The 17883-nt window shown below is 70.2% G+C and carries 20 protein-coding genes; 7 read left to right on the top strand and 13 right to left on the bottom strand.

Annotated elements, in window-relative coordinates; genetic code table 11:
* Nucleotides 1-9 precede the first annotated feature (9 nt).
* The 9 genes from AB0I79_RS25960 to AB0I79_RS25920 form a co-directional block, all read right to left on the bottom strand.
* Nucleotides 10-2757, bottom strand: coding sequence for a CDP-glycerol glycerophosphotransferase family protein (locus AB0I79_RS25960; protein ID WP_357877320.1), 2748 nt, complete (start codon nt 2755-2757; stop codon nt 10-12).
* Between the two features lie 208 nt (nt 2758-2965).
* Nucleotides 2966-3280 (bottom strand): MGMT family protein, encoded by a 315-nt coding sequence (locus AB0I79_RS25955; RefSeq protein ID WP_357877317.1) that lies wholly within the window; start codon nt 3278-3280, stop codon nt 2966-2968.
* A complete protein-coding gene (locus AB0I79_RS25950) occupies nt 3268-3627 on the bottom strand; it encodes a hypothetical protein (protein ID WP_357877314.1) in 360 nt (119 codons plus the stop codon). The genes AB0I79_RS25955 and AB0I79_RS25950 overlap by 13 nt, the downstream gene beginning before the upstream one ends.
* A 97-nt stretch (nt 3628-3724) precedes the next feature.
* Nucleotides 3725-4882, bottom strand: a complete 1158-nt coding sequence (locus AB0I79_RS25945) for a S8 family serine peptidase (RefSeq protein ID WP_357877311.1) — start codon at nt 4880-4882, stop codon at nt 3725-3727.
* Entirely contained in the window at nt 4876-5778 is a 903-nt protein-coding gene (locus AB0I79_RS25940; RefSeq protein WP_357877308.1) for a hypothetical protein, read from the bottom strand. Before AB0I79_RS25940 ends, AB0I79_RS25945 begins: the two co-directional genes overlap by 7 nt.
* Before the next feature lie 56 nt (nt 5779-5834).
* Nucleotides 5835-7052, bottom strand: coding sequence for a S8 family serine peptidase (locus tag AB0I79_RS25935; RefSeq protein ID WP_357877305.1), 1218 nt, complete (start codon nt 7050-7052; stop codon nt 5835-5837).
* Complete coding sequence (locus AB0I79_RS25930) at nt 7046-7765, bottom strand: hypothetical protein (protein WP_357877302.1); 720 nt, start codon at nt 7763-7765, stop codon at nt 7046-7048. The genes AB0I79_RS25935 and AB0I79_RS25930 overlap by 7 nt, the downstream gene beginning before the upstream one ends.
* Nucleotides 7766-7803: 38 nt before the next feature.
* Nucleotides 7804-8985: an adenylyltransferase/sulfurtransferase MoeZ gene (gene moeZ / locus AB0I79_RS25925; RefSeq protein WP_357877299.1), complete on the bottom strand. Its 1182-nt coding sequence runs from the start codon at nt 8983-8985 to the stop codon at nt 7804-7806.
* Nucleotides 8986-9029: 44 nt separating this feature from the next.
* On the bottom strand, nt 9030-9878 hold the full coding sequence (locus tag AB0I79_RS25920; protein ID WP_357877296.1) for an alpha/beta hydrolase: 849 nt from the start codon (nt 9876-9878) through the stop codon (nt 9030-9032).
* 206 nt (nt 9879-10084) lie between these two features.
* Here AB0I79_RS25920 and AB0I79_RS25915 point away from each other — a divergent pair, with 206 nt between their 5' ends.
* A complete protein-coding gene (locus AB0I79_RS25915) occupies nt 10085-10396 on the top strand; it encodes a hypothetical protein (protein ID WP_357877293.1) in 312 nt (103 codons plus the stop codon).
* 166 nt (nt 10397-10562) lie between these two features.
* On the opposite strand, the gene AB0I79_RS25910 is transcribed toward AB0I79_RS25915, so the two are convergent.
* Nucleotides 10563-10772 carry a hypothetical protein gene (locus tag AB0I79_RS25910; RefSeq protein ID WP_357877290.1) on the bottom strand — a complete coding sequence of 70 codons (210 nt, stop codon included), beginning with the start codon at nt 10770-10772 and terminating at the stop codon, nt 10563-10565.
* A 221-nt stretch (nt 10773-10993) separates the two neighbouring features.
* Between AB0I79_RS25910 and AB0I79_RS25905 the strand changes: the two genes are divergently transcribed.
* Both AB0I79_RS25905 and AB0I79_RS25900 read left to right on the top strand, forming a co-directional pair.
* A complete protein-coding gene (locus AB0I79_RS25905; RefSeq protein WP_357877287.1) occupies nt 10994-11362 on the top strand; it encodes a hypothetical protein in 369 nt (122 codons plus the stop codon).
* A gap of 343 nt (nt 11363-11705) precedes the next feature.
* Complete coding sequence (locus AB0I79_RS25900; RefSeq protein WP_185100954.1) at nt 11706-12011, top strand: hypothetical protein; 306 nt, start codon at nt 11706-11708, stop codon at nt 12009-12011.
* Here AB0I79_RS25900 and AB0I79_RS25895 read toward each other — a convergent pair.
* The 3 genes from AB0I79_RS25895 to AB0I79_RS25885 form a co-directional block, all read right to left on the bottom strand.
* Entirely contained in the window at nt 11962-12666 is a 705-nt protein-coding gene (locus tag AB0I79_RS25895; protein ID WP_357877448.1) for a pentapeptide repeat-containing protein, read from the bottom strand. The genes AB0I79_RS25900 and AB0I79_RS25895 overlap by 50 nt on opposite strands.
* A 141-nt stretch (nt 12667-12807) precedes the next feature.
* Nucleotides 12808-13122: a hypothetical protein gene (locus tag AB0I79_RS25890; RefSeq protein WP_357877284.1), complete on the bottom strand. Its 315-nt coding sequence runs from the start codon at nt 13120-13122 to the stop codon at nt 12808-12810.
* An 806-nt stretch (nt 13123-13928) separates the two neighbouring features.
* Entirely contained in the window at nt 13929-14825 is an 897-nt protein-coding gene (locus AB0I79_RS25885; RefSeq protein WP_357877281.1) for a Ku protein, read from the bottom strand.
* An 82-nt stretch (nt 14826-14907) separates the two neighbouring features.
* Here AB0I79_RS25885 and ligD (AB0I79_RS25880) point away from each other — a divergent pair, with 82 nt between their 5' ends.
* From ligD (AB0I79_RS25880) to AB0I79_RS25865, 4 genes are all read left to right on the top strand, one after another.
* Nucleotides 14908-15789, top strand: coding sequence for a non-homologous end-joining DNA ligase (gene ligD, locus AB0I79_RS25880; protein ID WP_357877278.1), 882 nt, complete (start codon nt 14908-14910; stop codon nt 15787-15789).
* On the top strand, nt 15786-16658 hold the full coding sequence (ligD, locus tag AB0I79_RS25875; RefSeq protein ID WP_357877275.1) for a non-homologous end-joining DNA ligase: 873 nt from the start codon (nt 15786-15788) through the stop codon (nt 16656-16658). Before ligD (AB0I79_RS25880) ends, ligD (AB0I79_RS25875) begins: the two co-directional genes overlap by 4 nt.
* Nucleotides 16659-16701: 43 nt before the next feature.
* Nucleotides 16702-16908, top strand: a complete 207-nt coding sequence (locus AB0I79_RS25870; protein ID WP_357877272.1) for a hypothetical protein — start codon at nt 16702-16704, stop codon at nt 16906-16908.
* 335 nt (nt 16909-17243) lie between these two features.
* A complete protein-coding gene (locus AB0I79_RS25865) occupies nt 17244-17864 on the top strand; it encodes a TetR/AcrR family transcriptional regulator (RefSeq protein WP_185100948.1) in 621 nt (206 codons plus the stop codon).
* The last annotated feature ends 19 nt before the right edge of the window (nt 17865-17883 follow it).

Raw genomic sequence — 17883 nt, 5'->3', positions numbered from 1 at the left:
CCCGCGAGGTCAGGAGAAGAGCCGGTCCACCACCCGGGCCGTGGCCTTGCCGTCGTCCCTGGGGGCGAACGTGGCGCGGAAGGCGTCGTAGCGGTCGGCGTGGGCCGCCGCGACCTCGTCGATCGAGCGCAGCGCCTCCACCACCTCGGCCGACGTCGACAGCAGCGGCCCGGGCGCCTGCTCGGGCAGGTCGATGTAGAGGCCGCGCTTCGACGAGTACTTCGCCAGGTCGTAGCCGTACAGGACGATCGGCTTGCCGGTGCAGGCGAAGTCGAACATGACCGAGGAGTAGTCGGTCACCAGGACGTCGGCCACCAGCAGCAGGTCGGCGATGTCGGGGTAGGTGGTGACGTCGCGGGCGATGTCGGGTACGGCGGGCATGGCCTGCATCGGGTGGGCGCGCACCAGGATCTCGTGGTCAGCGCCCAGCGCCTCGCGGGCCTTGGCGAGGTCCAGCTTGACCATGGCGTTCTTGCGGTCGTAGTCGCGCCACGTGGGCGCGTACAGCACCACGCGCTTGCCCGGCGCGAGGCCCAGCCGCTCGCGCACCGCCGCCGCGAGGGCGTCGCGGTCGGGCGAGTTGAGCACGTCGTTGCGGGGCAGGCCGCTCTCCAGGATCTCGCCCTTGTAGCCGAACGCCTTGCGCAGCACCGGCGTCGCCCAGGGCGACTGCGACAGCAGCAGGTCCCAGCCGCGCACCTCGGCCGCCTGGCGGTGCCAGATCGGCGGCCGGGGGTCGCGCTGCATGTGGGACTGGTCGTTGCCGATGAGCTTGGCGGGGGTGCCGTGCCAGGTCTGCAGCACCACCTGGTCCTCGCGCGCCCGGAACCAGGCGGGCAGGAAGGAGTTGGTGACGATGTGGCGGGAACGGGCCAGCGCCTCGTGGTGCTCGCGGCTGCCCGCCCGGACGACGGTGGCGCCGCCGGGCGGCACGAAGGCGCCGTCCTTGACGATCCAGATGTGCTCGCGGTCGTCGCCCCTGCGCAGCCGCTCCTCGTAGACGGCGCGGACGCTGTCGGAGTAGTGGCGGCCGTCGTTGACGACGTAGACGGTCGTGTCGCGCAGCGGCTCGGCCCGCTGGGCCGGGTAGAACACGCGGCGCAGGACGTGGGTGCCGGCGACGCCGCGCTCCTCGGCGGGCCTGGACTCCTCCACGGTGATCACCGGCACGTCGAAGCGGGTCGAGATCATGCGGAAGACGTGGCCGCCGAGCGTGCGCGGCTCCTCGTCGAGGCCGGCCAGGGCCGCGTGGTCCATGCGCAACGGGACGATCTCGCCTGACGGGTGGCGCAGCGACATGTTCCAGGTGCCGGAGGCCAGCGGCACGGGCTCGCCGAAGCGGTCCATGGACGCGGGCTCCACGCGTACGGAGAACTCCTCGCCGGAGCGCTCCATCGGCAGCAGGTACGACAGCCCCGACCGGTGGCGCAGCGTGAGCGTGCGCGGGCCGGGGGCGTCGGGGTAGTGGCCGCGCAGGAGCAGCGCCGGCCCCTCCCAGACCGCCGAGGTGATCACGGGGCGGATGCGGTGGGCGGAGACGACGACGCGGTCGCGGCGGTCGCCGAGCACGGTGATCTCGCGGTCGCCCACCGGCGTGCGGGTCTCGACCAGGTCGGCCAGCATGACGGAGGCCGCCGGGTCGCCCTTGGGCTCGACCCAGAGCCGCCGGCCGTCCTTCTCCTGGAGCAGGGCGGGCACGGCCAGGCCGACCACGACCTGGGTGCCGTCGCCGGACGGCGTGAACTCGGCGGCGATGCGGTGGCCGCCGAGCCGGGCGTGGCCCTTGGTGACCTGCCTGCCGGGCAGGAAGATCTTCAGCTCCAGCCGGTCGCCGTCGAGCGTCACGCCGGTCAGCTCGGCCCTGTTGGGCTGGAGCACGACCTGCAGCGCCCGGTCGGAGGTCCAGACGGGCCTGACCCACCAGCCGGGCTTCAGCTTGAGCCCGGCTGGCCGCTCGGGACGGCCGATCGAGGAGCCGCGCAGCAGGCCCGTGGCCCGCGCGCCCCGGCTCCAGAACACGATCTCGGCCCGCCACGTCGTGGCGTCGGGCACGGAGGGGCGGTGCCGCATGCGGCGGCGCACGCCGGACACCACGCCGCGCACGGCGCCGCGCCAGCGCAGCGGCCACGGGCTCAGCTCGGCGGCGAAGCCGGACCAGTCGTAGTTGCAGCCGGGCTCGCGCGCGCCGTGCGTGGCCTCGGGGGCCAGGACGCGGCGGGTGCGCAGGCGGATCGGCGGCAGCCAGCGCGGCCCGCGCAGCACCACCGTGGCCCGGTTGAACCTGCGGCTGCGCACCGACAGCCCCGCCAGGTAGGCGAAGCCGCTCACGCGCAGCTTCCCGCCGGCCCAGACGATGTCGTCGATGTGGGTGACCGGCACCAGGTCGGAGCGGCGCAGGCGGTAGAGGCCGGGCGGCAGCTCGTCGCGGAAGGGCAGGTCGGCGTACCAGCTCAGGCCCTTGCGGATGCGCTTGGACGGCTCGGCCGCCGCGGTGACCACCGTGGCGAGCGTCTCGCCCTCGACGAGTTCCTCGTCGGGACGGTGCTCGATCAGATGGCAGATGACGCGGCGGGCGACCGGCAGGTCGCGTTTGACGCGCGCGTCCACGCCCTTGAGGTACGGGCGCACGAGGTCGAGCATTTCCCGCCGCCGCGCCGCGCCACGCTTGACCGCGAGGTCGATGCGGGCCCCGAGTGGGCCGCTGAGCACCTCGCTGTCGAACGCCGCGTCGCGACCGCCGGGGCCGACCGCTCGCATGACCGCTTCGAGAGGCTCGCCACGATCGCAGAGATCCTGGACAGCCTTCAGGCGGTCGGCGAGCGAATCGCCGCCCTGGCTCTGGGCTGTGACGCCGGTTGCCATAGGGGAGGCACCGCCTTTCGGGCCGCCATCAGTGTTCTGCCCATGGTAATGGGAGTCACATGTCACAGAATCGCCGGTTTGACGAAACCGCAGGTCAGGAGGGTTACTGAAAATCGCCTGAACGCCCGTCCCAGCGAGCCAGGCGCATGTCCACCCGTTCGCCACGCAGCGGGGTGCCTTCCTCGCGCCAGTGGGCCAGGCATCGTCGCAGGTGGTCGGGGGCGGCGGCGGTGCCGTCCGCGTGGACGACGCGCCACCACGGCACGCCGCCTCCCCACGTGCTCATGACCTTGCCGACCTGGCGGGGGCCGCCCTCGCCGAGGTATTCGGCGATGTCGCCGTAGGCCATGACCTTGCCGGGCGGGATGCGTTCGACCAGGTCGAGCACCCGCTCGGCGAACGGGTTCACGGGCTCCATGCGGCGGGACCGGCGTCGATGATCTCCTCGAACTTGCCGATCTCGACCACGCCGCCGGCCGCCGAGACCTCGATGACTCCCTCGTTCAGCATGTACTCCTCGCCGTCCTCGCCCATCAGCCGGCCGCCGAGGGCGGTGGACAGGCGCAGGAGCTGGGCGACCTGCCAGTCGGAGCCCGGCTCGCCGACGAGCTGGCCCTGCCAGCGCGCCACGGCGTGCACGCCGCCCGCGTGGCCGATCACGATCTCCTCGGATCCGCGCAGCTCGAAACCGGCCGGCGCGATGGCCTTCGCGAGCTCCGCGAAGGCGAGTGGCGACTCACGCACCACCCGCAGCTCGTATCCCATGGAGCGGGACCATAGCGGATCTTCTCCCGCAACGAGAATCGGCTCGGCCGCCCCTCCTCGCGCTGGTCGAGGTCGCTCTTCTTCCCGCCAGCCGAGGTCACTCCTCCTTGCGCTGATTGAGCACGACGATCGCGCCGCAGAAGGCGACCAGCGCGACCAGCACCCCGCCGCCGTACAACCACAGCCGCAGCGGGTCGGCCCCCGGCCGCGTCGGCACGGGAGAGTCCTCGCCCTGCCCGAAGTGCTCCATGCCGGGCACGATACTGCGCTTGGCTCCGGTCAGCCGCTCGGCGGCGTTCAGGGCGGCGGCGGCGTCCACGACCCCGAAGCCGGTCTGGTCGTCGTACCCGGCGGCCGGCCGTCCCCTGGCGCTGGCCGCCAGGGCCTGCGCCACCTGCTCGGGCCGCAGGCTCGGGTAACGCGACTTGATCAGCGCGGCCACGCCCGCCACGAGCGCGGCGGCCGAGCTGGTGCCCTCCGACAGCTCGTAACCGCCTCCGCGCTTGACCACGGGCACCTCGACGCCGGGCGCGGAGACCAGCACGGAGAGGTTGTCGCTGCTGAACGTGGCCCGCCTGCCCTGCTTGTCGGTGGCCGCCACGCCGATGACGCCCGGATAGCCCGCGGGGAAGCTCCAGTAGGAGGTGCCCTTCTCCTTGGCGTACGGGGTCTGGCCGTCGTTGCCCACGGCGGCGACGAGCACGACGCCCTTGCCCAGCGCGTACGAGACGGCCTCGCGCTCCGACCGCAGCGGCCCGTAGGAGCCGATCGACATGCTGACGACCTGGGCGCCGTGGTTGGCGGCGTACCGGAGCGCGCGGGCGAGCGGGCTCTCGGCCACCGTTCCATCCCCCTCGACCGGCGGCACGGCGAACCCGGGCTCGTCGTCGATGACCATGGGCAGTGACAGGACGCGCGCGCCGGGCGCGACACCGATGAAGCCGTCGTCCTCGCCGGAGGCTGCGATGAGCCCGGCCATGGCGGTGCCGTGCCTGCCGGGCGGCAGCTCGCGCTCGATCGTGCCGGAGGTCATGTCGGGCCCGCTGTGCACGCGGCCCTTGAGCTCCTTGACCCCGGTGTCCACGGCGCTGTCGACGACGGCGACGGTGACGCCCTCGCCCTTGGTGACGGACCACGCCTGCTCGACGTTGAGCGCGTCGAGGACCCATTGCTGCTGGTCCCTGACGGGGTCGGCGGTGGTGGTTCCCGAGAACGCGAGTATCGCGGCCGCGAGCACGCGTACGGCGGTCAGCACACGTTCCCCTGGGTGCAGGGCGGCACCTTGGGCGGGTCCGCCAGGAAGTAGGCGATCTGGTTGCCGATGGACTTGGCGGCCGGCCACAGCTCGCTGTGCAGGATCTCCTCCGGCGGGATCGCGGCCCTGGTGCGCCCGTCGGCGTAGCCGCCCGTCGAGAACACGATGTACGGCCCCGCGCCCACCCAGCCGGTGCGCTGGCGCTGGTCGGGGCCGAAGCGTTCGCTCACCGTGCCGGGGAAGGCCACCGGCAGCACGCCCACGCGGTCGTCCTGGGTGAGCTCCTCGCCGGCCGAGATGCGCGACGCCTCGTCCTTAAGCACGGCCACGCCGACCGTGAACACGAAGGAGGCCGTCTGGTCCATGTACGTGGCCCGCAACATGGTGACGCAGCCGTGGCTCTGGAGAACCCCGGCCACGGCGGTGTCCGCGGCCTTGCCGCAGTCGGTCTCGGGAGCGATGCCGACCCGCCTGGCGTACTGCTGGGCGCGGTCCAGCCCGAGGTACTTCACCTCTTCGGGGAAGACCCCGGTGGCGGGCCACGCCTGCCAGCGGCGGGCGATCTCCTCCTGCTTGTACTGGTTCTGCTCGTCGGGCGTCAGCGGGCGCGAGCGCGTCTCGGCGAACAGGCCGACGGTGCCGAGCAGCACGACGACGGCCGAGACGCCGATGATGACGCCGAGCAGCGCCACGAAGATGCGGCGGTAACGGATGCCCTGCCGCAGGGTGAGCAGCTCCGCCCGTTCCCTGGCGGCCGTGCGCCTGCGCGAGTCCGCCGCCGGCCACGAGCGCACGCGTGACCGGCGGCCGGTGGGGGCGCCGAGCGGATTGCTCCGCTCCTGCGCGGCTTCTCCCCCGGCGCGCGGTAGCCCTGAGGTCGACCTACGTGCCTTCACCACCGCCTCGTTCCCGCATTCGCTTCGTGTCTATTTCGTCCCCCTAAGGGGCCGGATCATGCCCCTTGTGAGATGTGCGCCCGCCGTACGCGCCTGACCAGGATGAATATGACCGCCAGGGCGGCGAGCGCACCCGCGGCCGCTCCGCCCGCGACCGCCGTGTACGCCGTGATCCGCCCCTCGTCCCTGACGACGACCCGCACCGGGGCCGACGGGCCCCCGGTCACCGGCCGCGACGGGTCCTGGGCCTGGGCGCCGGTGGCGGTCTCGGTGTGGCGGGCCAGCCGGGACGCCTCGGTCAGCGCCCTGGCGGCGTTGACGACGCCGAAGCCGGTCGCGGTGTCGTAGCCGCCGGGCGGCCGGTCGGTGGCGCCGGCGGCCAGGGCGCGCGCCACGAGCGGTGGCGACATATCGGGATATCTCGCCTTGATGAGGGCGGCGACCCCCGACACCAGCGCGGTCGCCTGCGAGGTGCCCCTGCCGACCCAGTACTCGTCGCCGGGGCCCGCGCCCATGATGTCCACGCCGGGCGCGGCCACCAGCACCGAGGAGTTCCAGTTGGAGAACGAGGCCCGCCGCAGCCGCCGGTCGGTCGCCCCGACCGAGACCACCCCGGGGAACGCCGCCGGGTAGGAGTAGGGCGCGAAGTCGCCCTCGACCTGCCGGTCCCCCTCGTTGCCCGCGGCGGCGACGAGCACGACGCCCTTGGAGATGGCGTAGCGGACGGCCGCCCGCTCCTCCCTGGTCGCCAGCTCTTTGGAGATCGACATGTTGATCACGTCCGCCCCCTCGTCCACCGCGTAGCGGATGCCCCGGGCCACCACGTTCTCGAAGCGTTCGGCCGAGTTGAACGCGCGGAAACCCGGCTCCTCGTCCTCGAGAATGACCCTTACAGACAGTACGTCCGCATCGGGCGCGACGCCGATGATCCCCCGTTTTCTTCCGGGCCCGTGGCCGTGGCCGGCGATCAGCGAGGCCATGTACGTGCCGTGCAACCTGCTGGGAGGCGTGCCCGGCGGGTTCGCGCCCTCGGTGAAGTCCTTGCCCTCGCGTACCGAGCCGGCCAGATCGCGATGGCCGGGATCGACGCCGGAGTCGAGCACGGCCACCGTCACGCCGGCGCCCGTGCTGGACCGCCATGCCTGGGTCAACGCCAGCGTGCTGATCACCGCCTCCTGCCCGCCGCGTACGTCGTCGGCCCGCGCGGGAGGCGCCGTGAACAGCAGCACCCCGGTCACCGCGACCGCCACTCCACGCCTGCCCGCTTTCAGCACCGCCACTCCCGGGAGCCGCAGTCGGGCATCCTGGGCGTGCTCAGATCGGTCAGCACGCGCTCGGACAGCTCGGTGGCGAAGGCGAAGATGGCCGGCCGCTGCTCGCCCACGGCCTGCGCGGGCCTGCCGTCCACCTGCCCGGCCGTGGTCAGGACGAGGTACGGGCCCGCCTGCCGTACGGATCCCGCCTGCCGCACGGCGGGGGTGAACCGGTCGGACAGCGTGCCGCGGAAGGCCAGCGGGCGCAGGCCGGGAGCGGGTTTGCCGGTGTCGGCGAAGGCGGACTTGGCACGTACGGCGCCCAGCTCGTCGCGCAGGGCGACCACGCCGACGGTGACGAGCACGCCGCGCAGGGCGTCGACATACGTGGCCCGCAGCACGCCCCGGCAGCCCGCCTTGCGCAGGGCCTTGACCGCCTTGGTGTCCACGGAGTCGCCGCAGGAGGTGCGCGGCGAGATGCCGATCCTGCTGGCACGTTCCTGCCCGCCCTGCTCGGCGGAGTACGGCAATGTGGCGGGGAAGATACGGCCGGTGGGCCAGGTGCGCCAGCGGTCGGCGACCTCCCGCTCGGCCGCGGCCCGCAGTTCGGCCGCCGTGGGGCCGCGGGTCAGCTCCGTGCCCGCCGCGCTGCCCGCCACCCCGGCGGCCACCGCGCAGATCAGTGTCAGCGCGGAGGCCACCACGAGTGTCGGCCACGGGCGGGCGGAATTCACGGCATCGACCTTAACCGGGACGCCCCGGCGCAAACCCCTTAATAGCTGGGCAGACTCGGGTCGACGGTCTTGACCCAGCTCAGCACGCCGCCGCCGACGTGGACGGCGTCGGAGAAGCCGGCGTTCTTGACGACCGCGAGCGCCTCGGCGGAGCGGGCGCCGGACTTGCAGTGCAGCACGATCTTCTTGTCCTGCGGCAGCCTCTCCAGGGCGGAGCCGTTCAGGAACTCGCCCTTCGGGATCAGCGTGGCGCCGGGGATCGAGACGATCTCGAACTCGTTGGGCTCGCGGACGTCGACGACGTAGATGTTCTCGCCGCGGTCCATCATGCCCTTGAGCTCGAGCGCGGTGATCGTGGAGCCGCTGGCCGCCTCGGCGGCCTCGTCGGAGATCGCGCCGCAGAACGCCTCGTAGTCCTCGAGCAGCTCGGTGACCGTCGGGTTCTTGCCGCACAGCACGCACTCGGGGTCCTTGCGGACCTTGACGTCGCGGTACTTCATCTCCAGGGCGTCGTAGATCATCAGGCGGCCGACCAGCGGGTCGCCGATGCCCGTGAGCAGCTTGATGGCCTCGTTCACCTGGATCGAGCCGATCGAGGCGCACAGCACGCCGAGCACGCCGCCCTCGGCGCACGACGGCACCATGCCGGGAGGCGGGGGCTCCGGGTAGAGGCAGCGGTAGCACGGGCCGTGCTCGGCCCAGAAGACGCTCGCCTGACCGTCGAAGCGGTAGATCGAGCCCCAGACGTACGGCTTGCCGAGCAGCACGGCCGCGTCGTTCACCATGTAACGCGTGGCGAAGTTGTCGGTGCCGTCGACGATGAGGTCGTAGCCTGAGAAGATCTCCATGACGTTCTCGGTGGTCAGCGCCGTGTTGTGGATCACGACGTCGACCAGCGGGTTGATCTCACGGACCGACGCCGCGGCGCTCTCGGCCTTCAGCCTGCCCACGTCGGACTGGCCGTGGATGATCTGGCGCTGCAGGTTGGACTCATCGACCACGTCGAAGTCGATGATGCCGAGGGTGCCGACGCCCGCCGCCGCGAGGTACATCAGCGCGGGCGAGCCCAGGCCCCCGGCGCCCACACACAGCACCTTGGCGTTCTTCAGCCGCTTCTGCCCCGCCATGCCCACGTCGGGAATGATCAGGTGGCGGGAGTAGCGGCGCACTTCGTCGACGGTCAGCTCATCGGCCGGCTCGACCAGCGGTGGCAACGACACTTTTCTACGCTCCCGTTTCAGGGGGTCTTATCTCACAGTGAAACCTAGCTGGGTAGTGGGGCATTCCCCAATCGAGTCTCACCGATCAGACGGCGTGCTTCCGCCGCCACGACCTGCGGCATCTCCATCATCGCCACGTGCCCCGCCGTCGGCAGCAGCACGAGTCTGACCTGCCGGAACGTACGGTACGCCTTCCTGGCCATGGCCGGGCGGACCAGGCGGTCGTGGCGTCCGTGAATGATCAGGGTGCACGCCCGGACCTTCGACGCGTGGTCCCAGAGCGTGTGCTTGCGGCGGAAGTACTCGGCCACGATGCCGCGGGCCGAGGCGACCATGGCCCTTCCCGCGTACGGGAGGTCGTCGCGCCGGCGCTGCTCCTCGATGGCGTCGCGCAGGCGCTGCGGGTGCACGGCGTCCATGTTGGCCCAGACCACGGCCATGGAGGCGGTGATGCGCTGCTCGGCGGGGACCAGGGTCAGCCTGTCCGCCACCCACTCGCCCAGCAGGGGGATCGCGGCCGCGGCCACGCGGAGCGGGCCGTACCTGGGCAGCAGGTCGGGCAGGGCCGGCGAGACGAGCGTGAGCGTGCGGACCAGCTCCGGCCGGGTGGCGGCGACCTTGACGGCGATGGCGCCGCCGAGCGAGTTGCCGAACAGGTGGGCCGGACCCGTGTGCTCCAGCAGCTCGGTCACGGCCCTGGCGTGGCCCTCGACCGTGTAGTCGCCGTCGGCGGGCGCGGGCGAGTATCCGGCGCCCGGCAGGTCGAGGGCGTGGCCGGTGACCGTGTCCTTGAGCTCGTCCATGAGGTCGGTCCAGTTGGTGGCGGAACCTGCCAGCCCGTGCACGAACACCGCTTGCTCGGCGGGGCCGTCCGGGGTGGACCGAACGTGCACCGAGCCGATCATTCGTCCTGGCCAGTGAGGGATCGGCTCCGCGGTCATCGCATCTCCTCCTTGTCGCTCCTCGAACGTCCCTTCCCGTTCCATCAACGATAACCATCGTCCCCAGGCGAGGTCTGGATTCCGTACAGAGCGGTTACTTACCGGAGGTTTCTGGCAGCACGGGAGATACGTCTCAAGCGTGCACAGGGGGTACCGCCATGCTCACGTCCCGTATCGTCGCCGCCCTCGTGGCCGCGGTGCTCGCCGCAGGCGGGCTCGCGGCCGTGAGCATCCCCGCGCCGGCGAGCGCCGACGACCGCCCCGGGTGCACGTACCGCGTCGTGCGGGTGAAGACCCGGCTCAACATCCGGGTGGAGCCGGGAGGGCGGATCGTGGACAAGCTGTATCCGGGCGATCGTACGTGGGGAAGCTGCGCGAACTCCGGGAGGTGGCGGCGGATCCACGGGACGGAGATCGGCCGCAGCGGGTTCGCCTTCGGGCACTACCTGAAGAAGATCGGCAGGCGGTGACACCCCCGGTTCGGGATACGACATCCCAAGAATGGGGCAAATGCCGCACTTGATCGTTTATCGCCATCACTCCGGGAAATCAATACGACACTCAGCGTGACACGCCTCGCTCGGTCGCCCGTCACGGCGGCGAGCTGGCGATTTGTCACCGCACATGCGACAGGCATCACAGGGGGCGTTTCGATTTCGCCCCGGCATGGTGATGACCGCAGCCAATGACGGCGAGAATTCCGGCATTTCCTTTTCGCCTTCGAATTCTCCGCCGCGGCACCGCGCCGCCGCATGCGCGACACATCACCACCTTCACCACCACCGCCGGCAGCACATGGATACGGCCGGCGAGCTGCTCGTTGCCACGAGCCGTTCGCCATCCCATATGCGACACAATCGGACATATCCTCTCATTTCATTTGATAAATGTTTAATGCGAGCAATAAGATTGTTAATGCAGAGCAAAATGGAGTCGTATCTGTTTGCCCGTGCACCGCCCCGGAAATGTCTTTCGGTGGATGAGCCTTCAGCAGCCGTCCAAGATCTGTTTCCTGGCAATCCGGAAACGCCGAGAACGGGGCAATCGATCCTTTAGGGGGAAACACAATGCCCAAGCTCAAGAGTGTTATCGCAGGCCTCGCCATCAGCACGGCGCTGACCGGCGGCATGGTGGGCGCGGGCGCGGCGACGACCGCGGCCAGCGCGACCACCCAGTTCAGCACCGGCACGTCCCTTCGCACCGACGACGGCTGGGGCTGGGGGCGTCGTCACCACGGCCACCACCGCCGCCACCACAACCACCGCTGCGGCAGGGGCCACCACGGCGGCGGCGGCTGGGGCTGGGGCTGGGGCGGCCGGCGCCACCACCGTGGCCAGGTCTGCATCGTCATCCGCAACCACAACCACAACGACAACGGCGCCCGCCACCACCACGACAACAACAACAACGACAACAACAACGGCGGGCGCTGGTAAATGACCGTGCGTCAATGACGCAAGGAGTTCTCGGGGGCGGCCTGATTTACCGTCGCGGCTGGGCCTGAGGTTCATTTCTCCTCGTCTCCACGGCAACTTTGGTGAGGGCTCTCCCGGCATCAGCCGGGGGGCCCTCGCTGCGTCGCGTCCCGGTCCGGTCTCGGGCCGGGATTTCGGCGTCTGCCGGTGGTTCGGCGAGGCATGCTTTATGCGCCGGCCTTGCGTTGGGCAAAAACGGACAAATCCGGTTTGTCGCCCTTTAGGTGGGAAATATGCACAGTGCGGATGACTTGCTAGTCGTCATCCGTAACGGGGCAATCGAATCCTTTAGGGGGAAAACGCAATGCCCAAGCTCAAGAGTGTTATCGCAGGCCTCGCCATCAGCACCGCGCTGACCGGCGGTGTGGTGAGCGCGGGTGCCGCCACCACCGCGGCCAGCGCCGACGCCGCCACCCAGGTCAGCACCGGCGGCTCCGTCCTCGCAGGCAACCACTGCGGATGGGGCTGGCGCCGCTGCGGAGGCTGGGGCTGGGGGTGGAACCGCTGGAAGAGGTGGGGCCACCGGCACCACGGCCATGGCCGGATCAGGGTCGTCATCGTCAACAGGAACTACAACAACAACGGTCACCATCACCGTGGTCGGTGGTAGAACCCTTGGCTGACGAGCCCCGCCGTTGGGCGATGAGCTCGGGCCGTACGTAAGCGAGTGCCCGTGTTCGCCGGGAACCGACATCCGCCCTCTCACCAAGAACGGACGTCAAACCGGGGGACACGGGCACTTCGCGTGTCCGGGGTGAGTTTGGTTCGGGGGTGCGCGCTACGGGACTGTGCGCTACGGGCGTGTGCTCCTTGCGTGTGCGCCACGGGCGTGCCGGCGGCGGGCATACATACGCGTCGTGGGCGTACGCGCTGCGAGGGTGCGGGCAGCGGGAGTGCGGGCCCGCAGGAGAGCGAGCCACAGAAGTGAAGCCGCAGGAGAGCGAGCCACAGGAGAGCGCGTCGCAGCAGCGCCGGCCGCAGGAGAGCGAGCCGCAGCAGCGCGAGCCGCGGGAGAGCGCGCCGCGGGAGAGCGCGCCGCGGAAGTGCGCGCCGCGGAAGTGCGCGCCGCGGAAGTGCGCGCCGCGGAAGTGCGCGCCGCGGAAGTGCGCGCCGCGGAAGTGCGCGCCGCGGAAGTGCGTGCCGTGAGGGGGGCGCGCTGCAGGAGTGCGGGCCGGTGATGGGGGCCTCGGTGCATCACCGTGCGGTGGGCCACCCCGCACAGCTCGGCCCACCTGCGAAACCGCACCCAAGCCCCGACCCCACATGCCGTTCTTTGCCGGCCGCAAACCCGTCCCGCAAAAGGGCGGCAACGACATGACGAGGGCTCCCCGGTCGATACCGGAGAGCCCTCGCGGAAAGCGCCATGGAGGCGAGGAGAAATCCTGCGCCATTAACGCCCGGTCATATCAGTTGGTGGGCCTGTTGTCGTCCACACGACGCTCGTGCCGCGGCTCGTGGTGCGGGTTGCGGTTGTAGTTGTGGTTGTGGACCTTGATCTTCACCCTCATGCGGTGGTTGTGGTGACGCCGGTGGCCCCAGCCCCAACCGCAGCGGCGCCAGCCCCAACCGCAGTGGTTCCCGGCAAGGACGGAGGAACCGGTGCTGACCTGGGTGGCGGCGTCGGCGCTGGCCATGGTGGTGGCCGCGCCCACGCTCACCACGCCACCGGTCAGGGCCGTGCTGACGGCGAGGCCGGCGATAACACTTTTGAGCTTGGGCATTGCGTTTTCCCCCTAAAGGATCGATTGCCCCGTTCTCGCGTTTCCGGATTACCCGAAAACAGCTCCTGGACGGCTTCTGAAGAGTCATCCACAATGTGTCATTTCCGGCGGATGCCTGGGCAAACAGCCACGACTCCTTTTTGCTCTGCATTAAGAATCTTATTGCTTGCCTTAAAGATTTATCCAATGAAAAAGCACTACTTATCCGTATATGTCCCACTTCGCTGGGCCGACCCGCCGGAGGACATCGACCACGACACGGCGCTGCGCCGGTGGCAGGACGCCGACGCCCGGCTGCGTGCCCTGCTGATCCTCGACACGGACGCGGACACCGCCCACCCGTCCCACCGGGGTGGCCGTCGTCGGAGACATGCCGTGACCTCTCACGGGACGACCCGGTCCCCGGCCAGCGGGCGCATGAGGAGGCGGCCGTATCGAGGCACCTGGCGCTGCTGGAGCACGCGGCACACGAGTTCAGCCGTACGGTGCCGGGTCCGTACAAGCGCGCCCTCCGCCTGACACCGGCGACCGAGCCGGAAGCGGACCCGTGGCTGGAGGAGTGCTTCGACTGGCTGGAGCCGGGCGTGTGCTCCGGCCGCGGCCTGTTCTGTGGGCCTGAACGGCCGACCCGGGACTCTGGCCAACGCAAGGCTCAGACCAACCCAGGACTCGAACCGTCCCAGGACTCAGGCCGCCTCAGAACTCAGACCGCCTCAGAACTCAGACCGGCCCCAGAGCTCAGGCCGACCCACAGCTCAGGCCGACGCGAGACTCATGCCGACAAGGGACTCACGCCGACGAAGGGCTCAGGCGGACTTGCGGGCCTTGCGCTTGGGCGCGGCCTTCTCTTCTTCCTTGGCTTCCTTGTCGTCCTTGGCGTCCTTCGCCGACTTGCCCGCCGCCTTCTTCGGCTTGGCCGGCTCGCCACCGCGCTCCCGCTTGGCCGCCTCGACGCTCGCCCGCAGGGCCGCCATGAGGTCCACCGCCGGCCCGGCCTCCTCCTCCTCGCGGGCCGGGATGACCTCCCTGCCCGCCACCTTCGCCTCGATCACCTGCTGCAGCGCCTCGCGGTAGGTGTCGTGGTACTCGGCCGGGTCGAAGTCGGACTCCATGGTGGTGATCAGGGACTCGGCCATCTTGAGCTCCTGGGCGCGGACCTCGATGTCCTCCTCCAGGAACGCGAAGTCGGGCGTGCGGATCTCGTCCGGCCAGAGCATGGTCTCCAGGACGAACACCCCGTCCCTGACCCGCAGCGTGGCCAGCGACTCGCGCTGCCGCAGCGCCACCTTGACCACCGCGACCTGCCCGGAGCTCTCCAGCGCGTTGCGCAGCAGCACGTACGGCTTGGCGCCCTGCGCGTCGGGCTCCAGGTAGTACGACTTGGCGAAGTAGATGGGGTCGATCTGCTCGGCCGGCGTGAACTGCAGCACGTCGATCCTGCGGGACGAGCTCAGCGGCAGGTCCTCGAAGTCCTCGTCCGTGAGCACGACCATCTCGCCCGAGGCCAGCTCGTACCCCTTGGCGATGTCGGCGTAGGCCACCTCTTCGCCGTCCTGGGTGCACACCCGCTTGTAGCGGATCCGGCCGCCGTCCTCGCGGTGGACCTGGTGGAACGTCACGTCCTTCTGCTCGGTCGCCGAGTAGAGCTTGACCGGGATCGTGACCAGCCCGAAGGAGATCGCACCCTTCCAGATGCTGCGCATGGGTCACCCCTCAGCTCTCAACCGGCCCGGCAATGGGCACATACCCGTCATGGGGCAACCAATGCCATACCCAATCGAACCAATGCTTGCCGTACCTGGGGAACTGCCCTTCGATCGCGATCAGTACGGCCTCGAGGTCAAGTGGGACGGCATCCGCGCCCTCGTCCATCTTGACGGCGGGATGCGGGTGACGGGGAGGCATGGAGTCGAATACACGCGGAGATATCCGGAAATTTCTGGGTTCGGGCTGAAGAGCGCGATCATCGACGGCGAGGTCGTGGCCCTCGACCAGCACGGCCGGCCCAGCTTCGAACGGCTCCAGCAGCGCATGCACCTGACCGACCCAGAGCCGGTCATGCAGGAGCTGTACCCGATCACGTACATGCCGTTCGACCTGCTCTACCTCGACGGCACGCCGCTGTTCGAGCTGTCCTACCGCGACCGCAGGGCGCTGCTGGACGAGCTGGACATCGGCGCGCCGCCGTACTTCCCCGGCGAGTCCGACCTGCTCTCGGCCACGTACGAGCAGGGCCTCGAAGGCGTCATCGCCAAGCGCCTCGACTCCCACTACCGCCCGGGCGTCCGGTCACCCTGGTGGATCAAGGTCAAGAACCTGACCACGCGCGAGGTCGTGATCGGCGGCTGGAAACCCGGCAAGGGACGGCGCGCGGGCGGGGTCGGTTCGCTGGTCATGGGGGTGTTCACGGACGCGGGCCTGACGTACGTCGGGCACGTCGGCACGGGGTTCACCGACGCGGTGCTGGACGAGCTGTACCAGTTGCTGCGACCGCTGGAGATCCCGCGCAGCCCGTTCAGCAATGACGTCCCGTGGAGGAATCGGTGGGTTAGGCCGGATCTGGTCGGGGAGGTGGCCTACACGATGTGGACCGACGAACAACGGCTGCGGCACCCGGTGTGGCGCGGTCTGCGTCCCGACAGGCTCCCCGCGGAGGTGACGCTATGAAGGTGCCGGTCAAGGTGGACGGGCGCGAGCTGACCCTGAGCAACCTGGACAAGGTCCTCTACCCCGACTACGGCTTCACCAAGGCCGAGGTCATCGACTACTACAGCCGCATCGCGCCCGTGCTGCTGCCCCACCTGCGGGGCCGCCCCCTGACCGTCAAGCGTTACCCGAACGGCGTCACCGGCCAGTTCTTCTTCGAGAAGAACGCCCCCGAGCACACCCCCGGCTGGGTCAGACGGGTGAACCTGCCCGCCCCCGGCAGCACCAAGAACCGCGAGACCATCGACTTCGCCGTCGTGGACGACCTGCCCACGCTCGTCTACTACGCCAACCTGGCCGCCCTGGAGCTGCACGTGCCGCAGTGGCGCGTGGACGAGGACGGCCAGGCGCTGCCGCCTGACACGCTCGTGTTCGACCTCGACCCGGGAGCGCCCGCGACGATCGTCGAATGCACCCGGGTGGCGGTCATGCTGCGCGACGTGCTGAAACAGGAGGGCCTGAAGGCCCTGCCGAAGACCAGCGGGAGCAAGGGCATGCAGTTGTACGCGGACTGGGACTGCCGCGAGGAGCCGTCCGCGTACGCCAAAAGACTGGCCCAGCTCCTGGAGAAGGAGCATCCCGACCAGATCGTCAGCGTGATGACGAAGAAACTGCGGCCGGGCAAGGTGTTCATCGACTGGAGCCAGAACAACCCCGCCAAGACCACCGTCGCCCCCTATTCCCTGCGGGCCAGGGAGCAGCCGACGGTCTCGACCCCGCTGACGTGGAAGGAGGTCGAGAACTGTGAACACCCTGACGACCTGGTGTTCACCGCGCCGGACGCCCTCGCCAGAGTGGAGAAGCGCGGCGACCTTTTCGGCCGGGCGTAGGCTGGTTCCGTCGTACCGAGAGGGGGACTCGAACATGTCGGAGATGGACATACGCGGGGACGAAGGCCCCTACGCCGATGAGGAGGGGGAAAGGTCGATCGAGACGCCGGAGGCCGACGCCGCCGAGCAACACCGCGAGGTGCTCCAGAGCACGGGGCGACTGCGCCGCGAGCTGCCGCTGGACGTCGATCCGGCGGACGCGTCCGACCAGGACCGCGTGGTCGATCTCGACGACGACGACTACCGCTGAGCCGATCCGGTGCCGGTCCGGCGTCCACCCGACGCCGGGCCGGCACCGGCACGGCGCGACACCGGAGTGGCGTCGGCACGACATCGGTCCGATGCCGGTCCGATGCCGGTCCGGCGTTGGCTCGGCCTCGGCCCGATGCCGGAGTGGCCTCGGCTCAGCGCCGTTCCGATGCCGGTTCGCTACCGGGCCGGTGCCGGGCTCGGTGGCCGTGACCTGCGCGGAAGCGGCCCGTCGTCGGCGTCCGTCGCCGCCGCGTGACCTACCGGCACGTAGGATGTGCGCTGCGTGCGACGCAACCCACGAACAGCCCGCCTGAGAGACCAATGGAGACCCGCGTGACCGCAACCCCGGATGCCAAGCCCCGGGGCACCCGGCTGCCCCGACTGGCCCGACGCCGGCAGCTCCTGAGCGCCGCGCAGGAAGTGTTCGTGGAGAACGGCTATCACGCGGCCGCCATGGACGAGATCGCCGAGCGGGCCGGGGTCAGCAAGCCGGTGCTCTACCAGCACTTCCCCGGCAAGCTTGAGCTCTACCTGGCGCTGCTCGACCTCCACGTCGACGACATGGTCAACCGCTGCCGCGAGGCGCTGGCCTCCACCCACGAGAACAAGCTGCGCGTGCAGGCCACCTTCAGCGCGTTCTTCGACTTCGTCTCCAGCCAGGGCGAGGCGTTCCGCCTGGTGTTCGAGTCCGACCTGCGTAACGTCGCGCCGGTGCGGCAGCGGGTGGAGCGCTCGCTGCGCGAGTGCGCCGAGATGGTCAGCGAGCTCATCCAGGAGGACACCGGGTGCACCAGTGACGAGGCGCACCTGCTGGGGGTCGGGCTGGTGGGCATGGCCGAGGTGAGCGCCCGCTACTGGGTCACCACGCAGGGCTCGATCCCGAAGGACGCGGCCGAGCAGCTCATGGCCCGGCTGGCGTGGCGGGGCATCAGCGGTTTTCCGCGTACGGCATAACCCGTTCGCTGGGCGCGAT

It is taken from the genome of Nonomuraea sp. NPDC050202 (assembly GCF_040656115.1).
Classification (GTDB): domain Bacteria; phylum Actinomycetota; class Actinomycetes; order Streptosporangiales; family Streptosporangiaceae; genus Nonomuraea.
The sequence above is the reverse complement of the archived record's forward strand: the minus strand, read 5'-3'. Positions and strand labels throughout refer to the sequence as shown.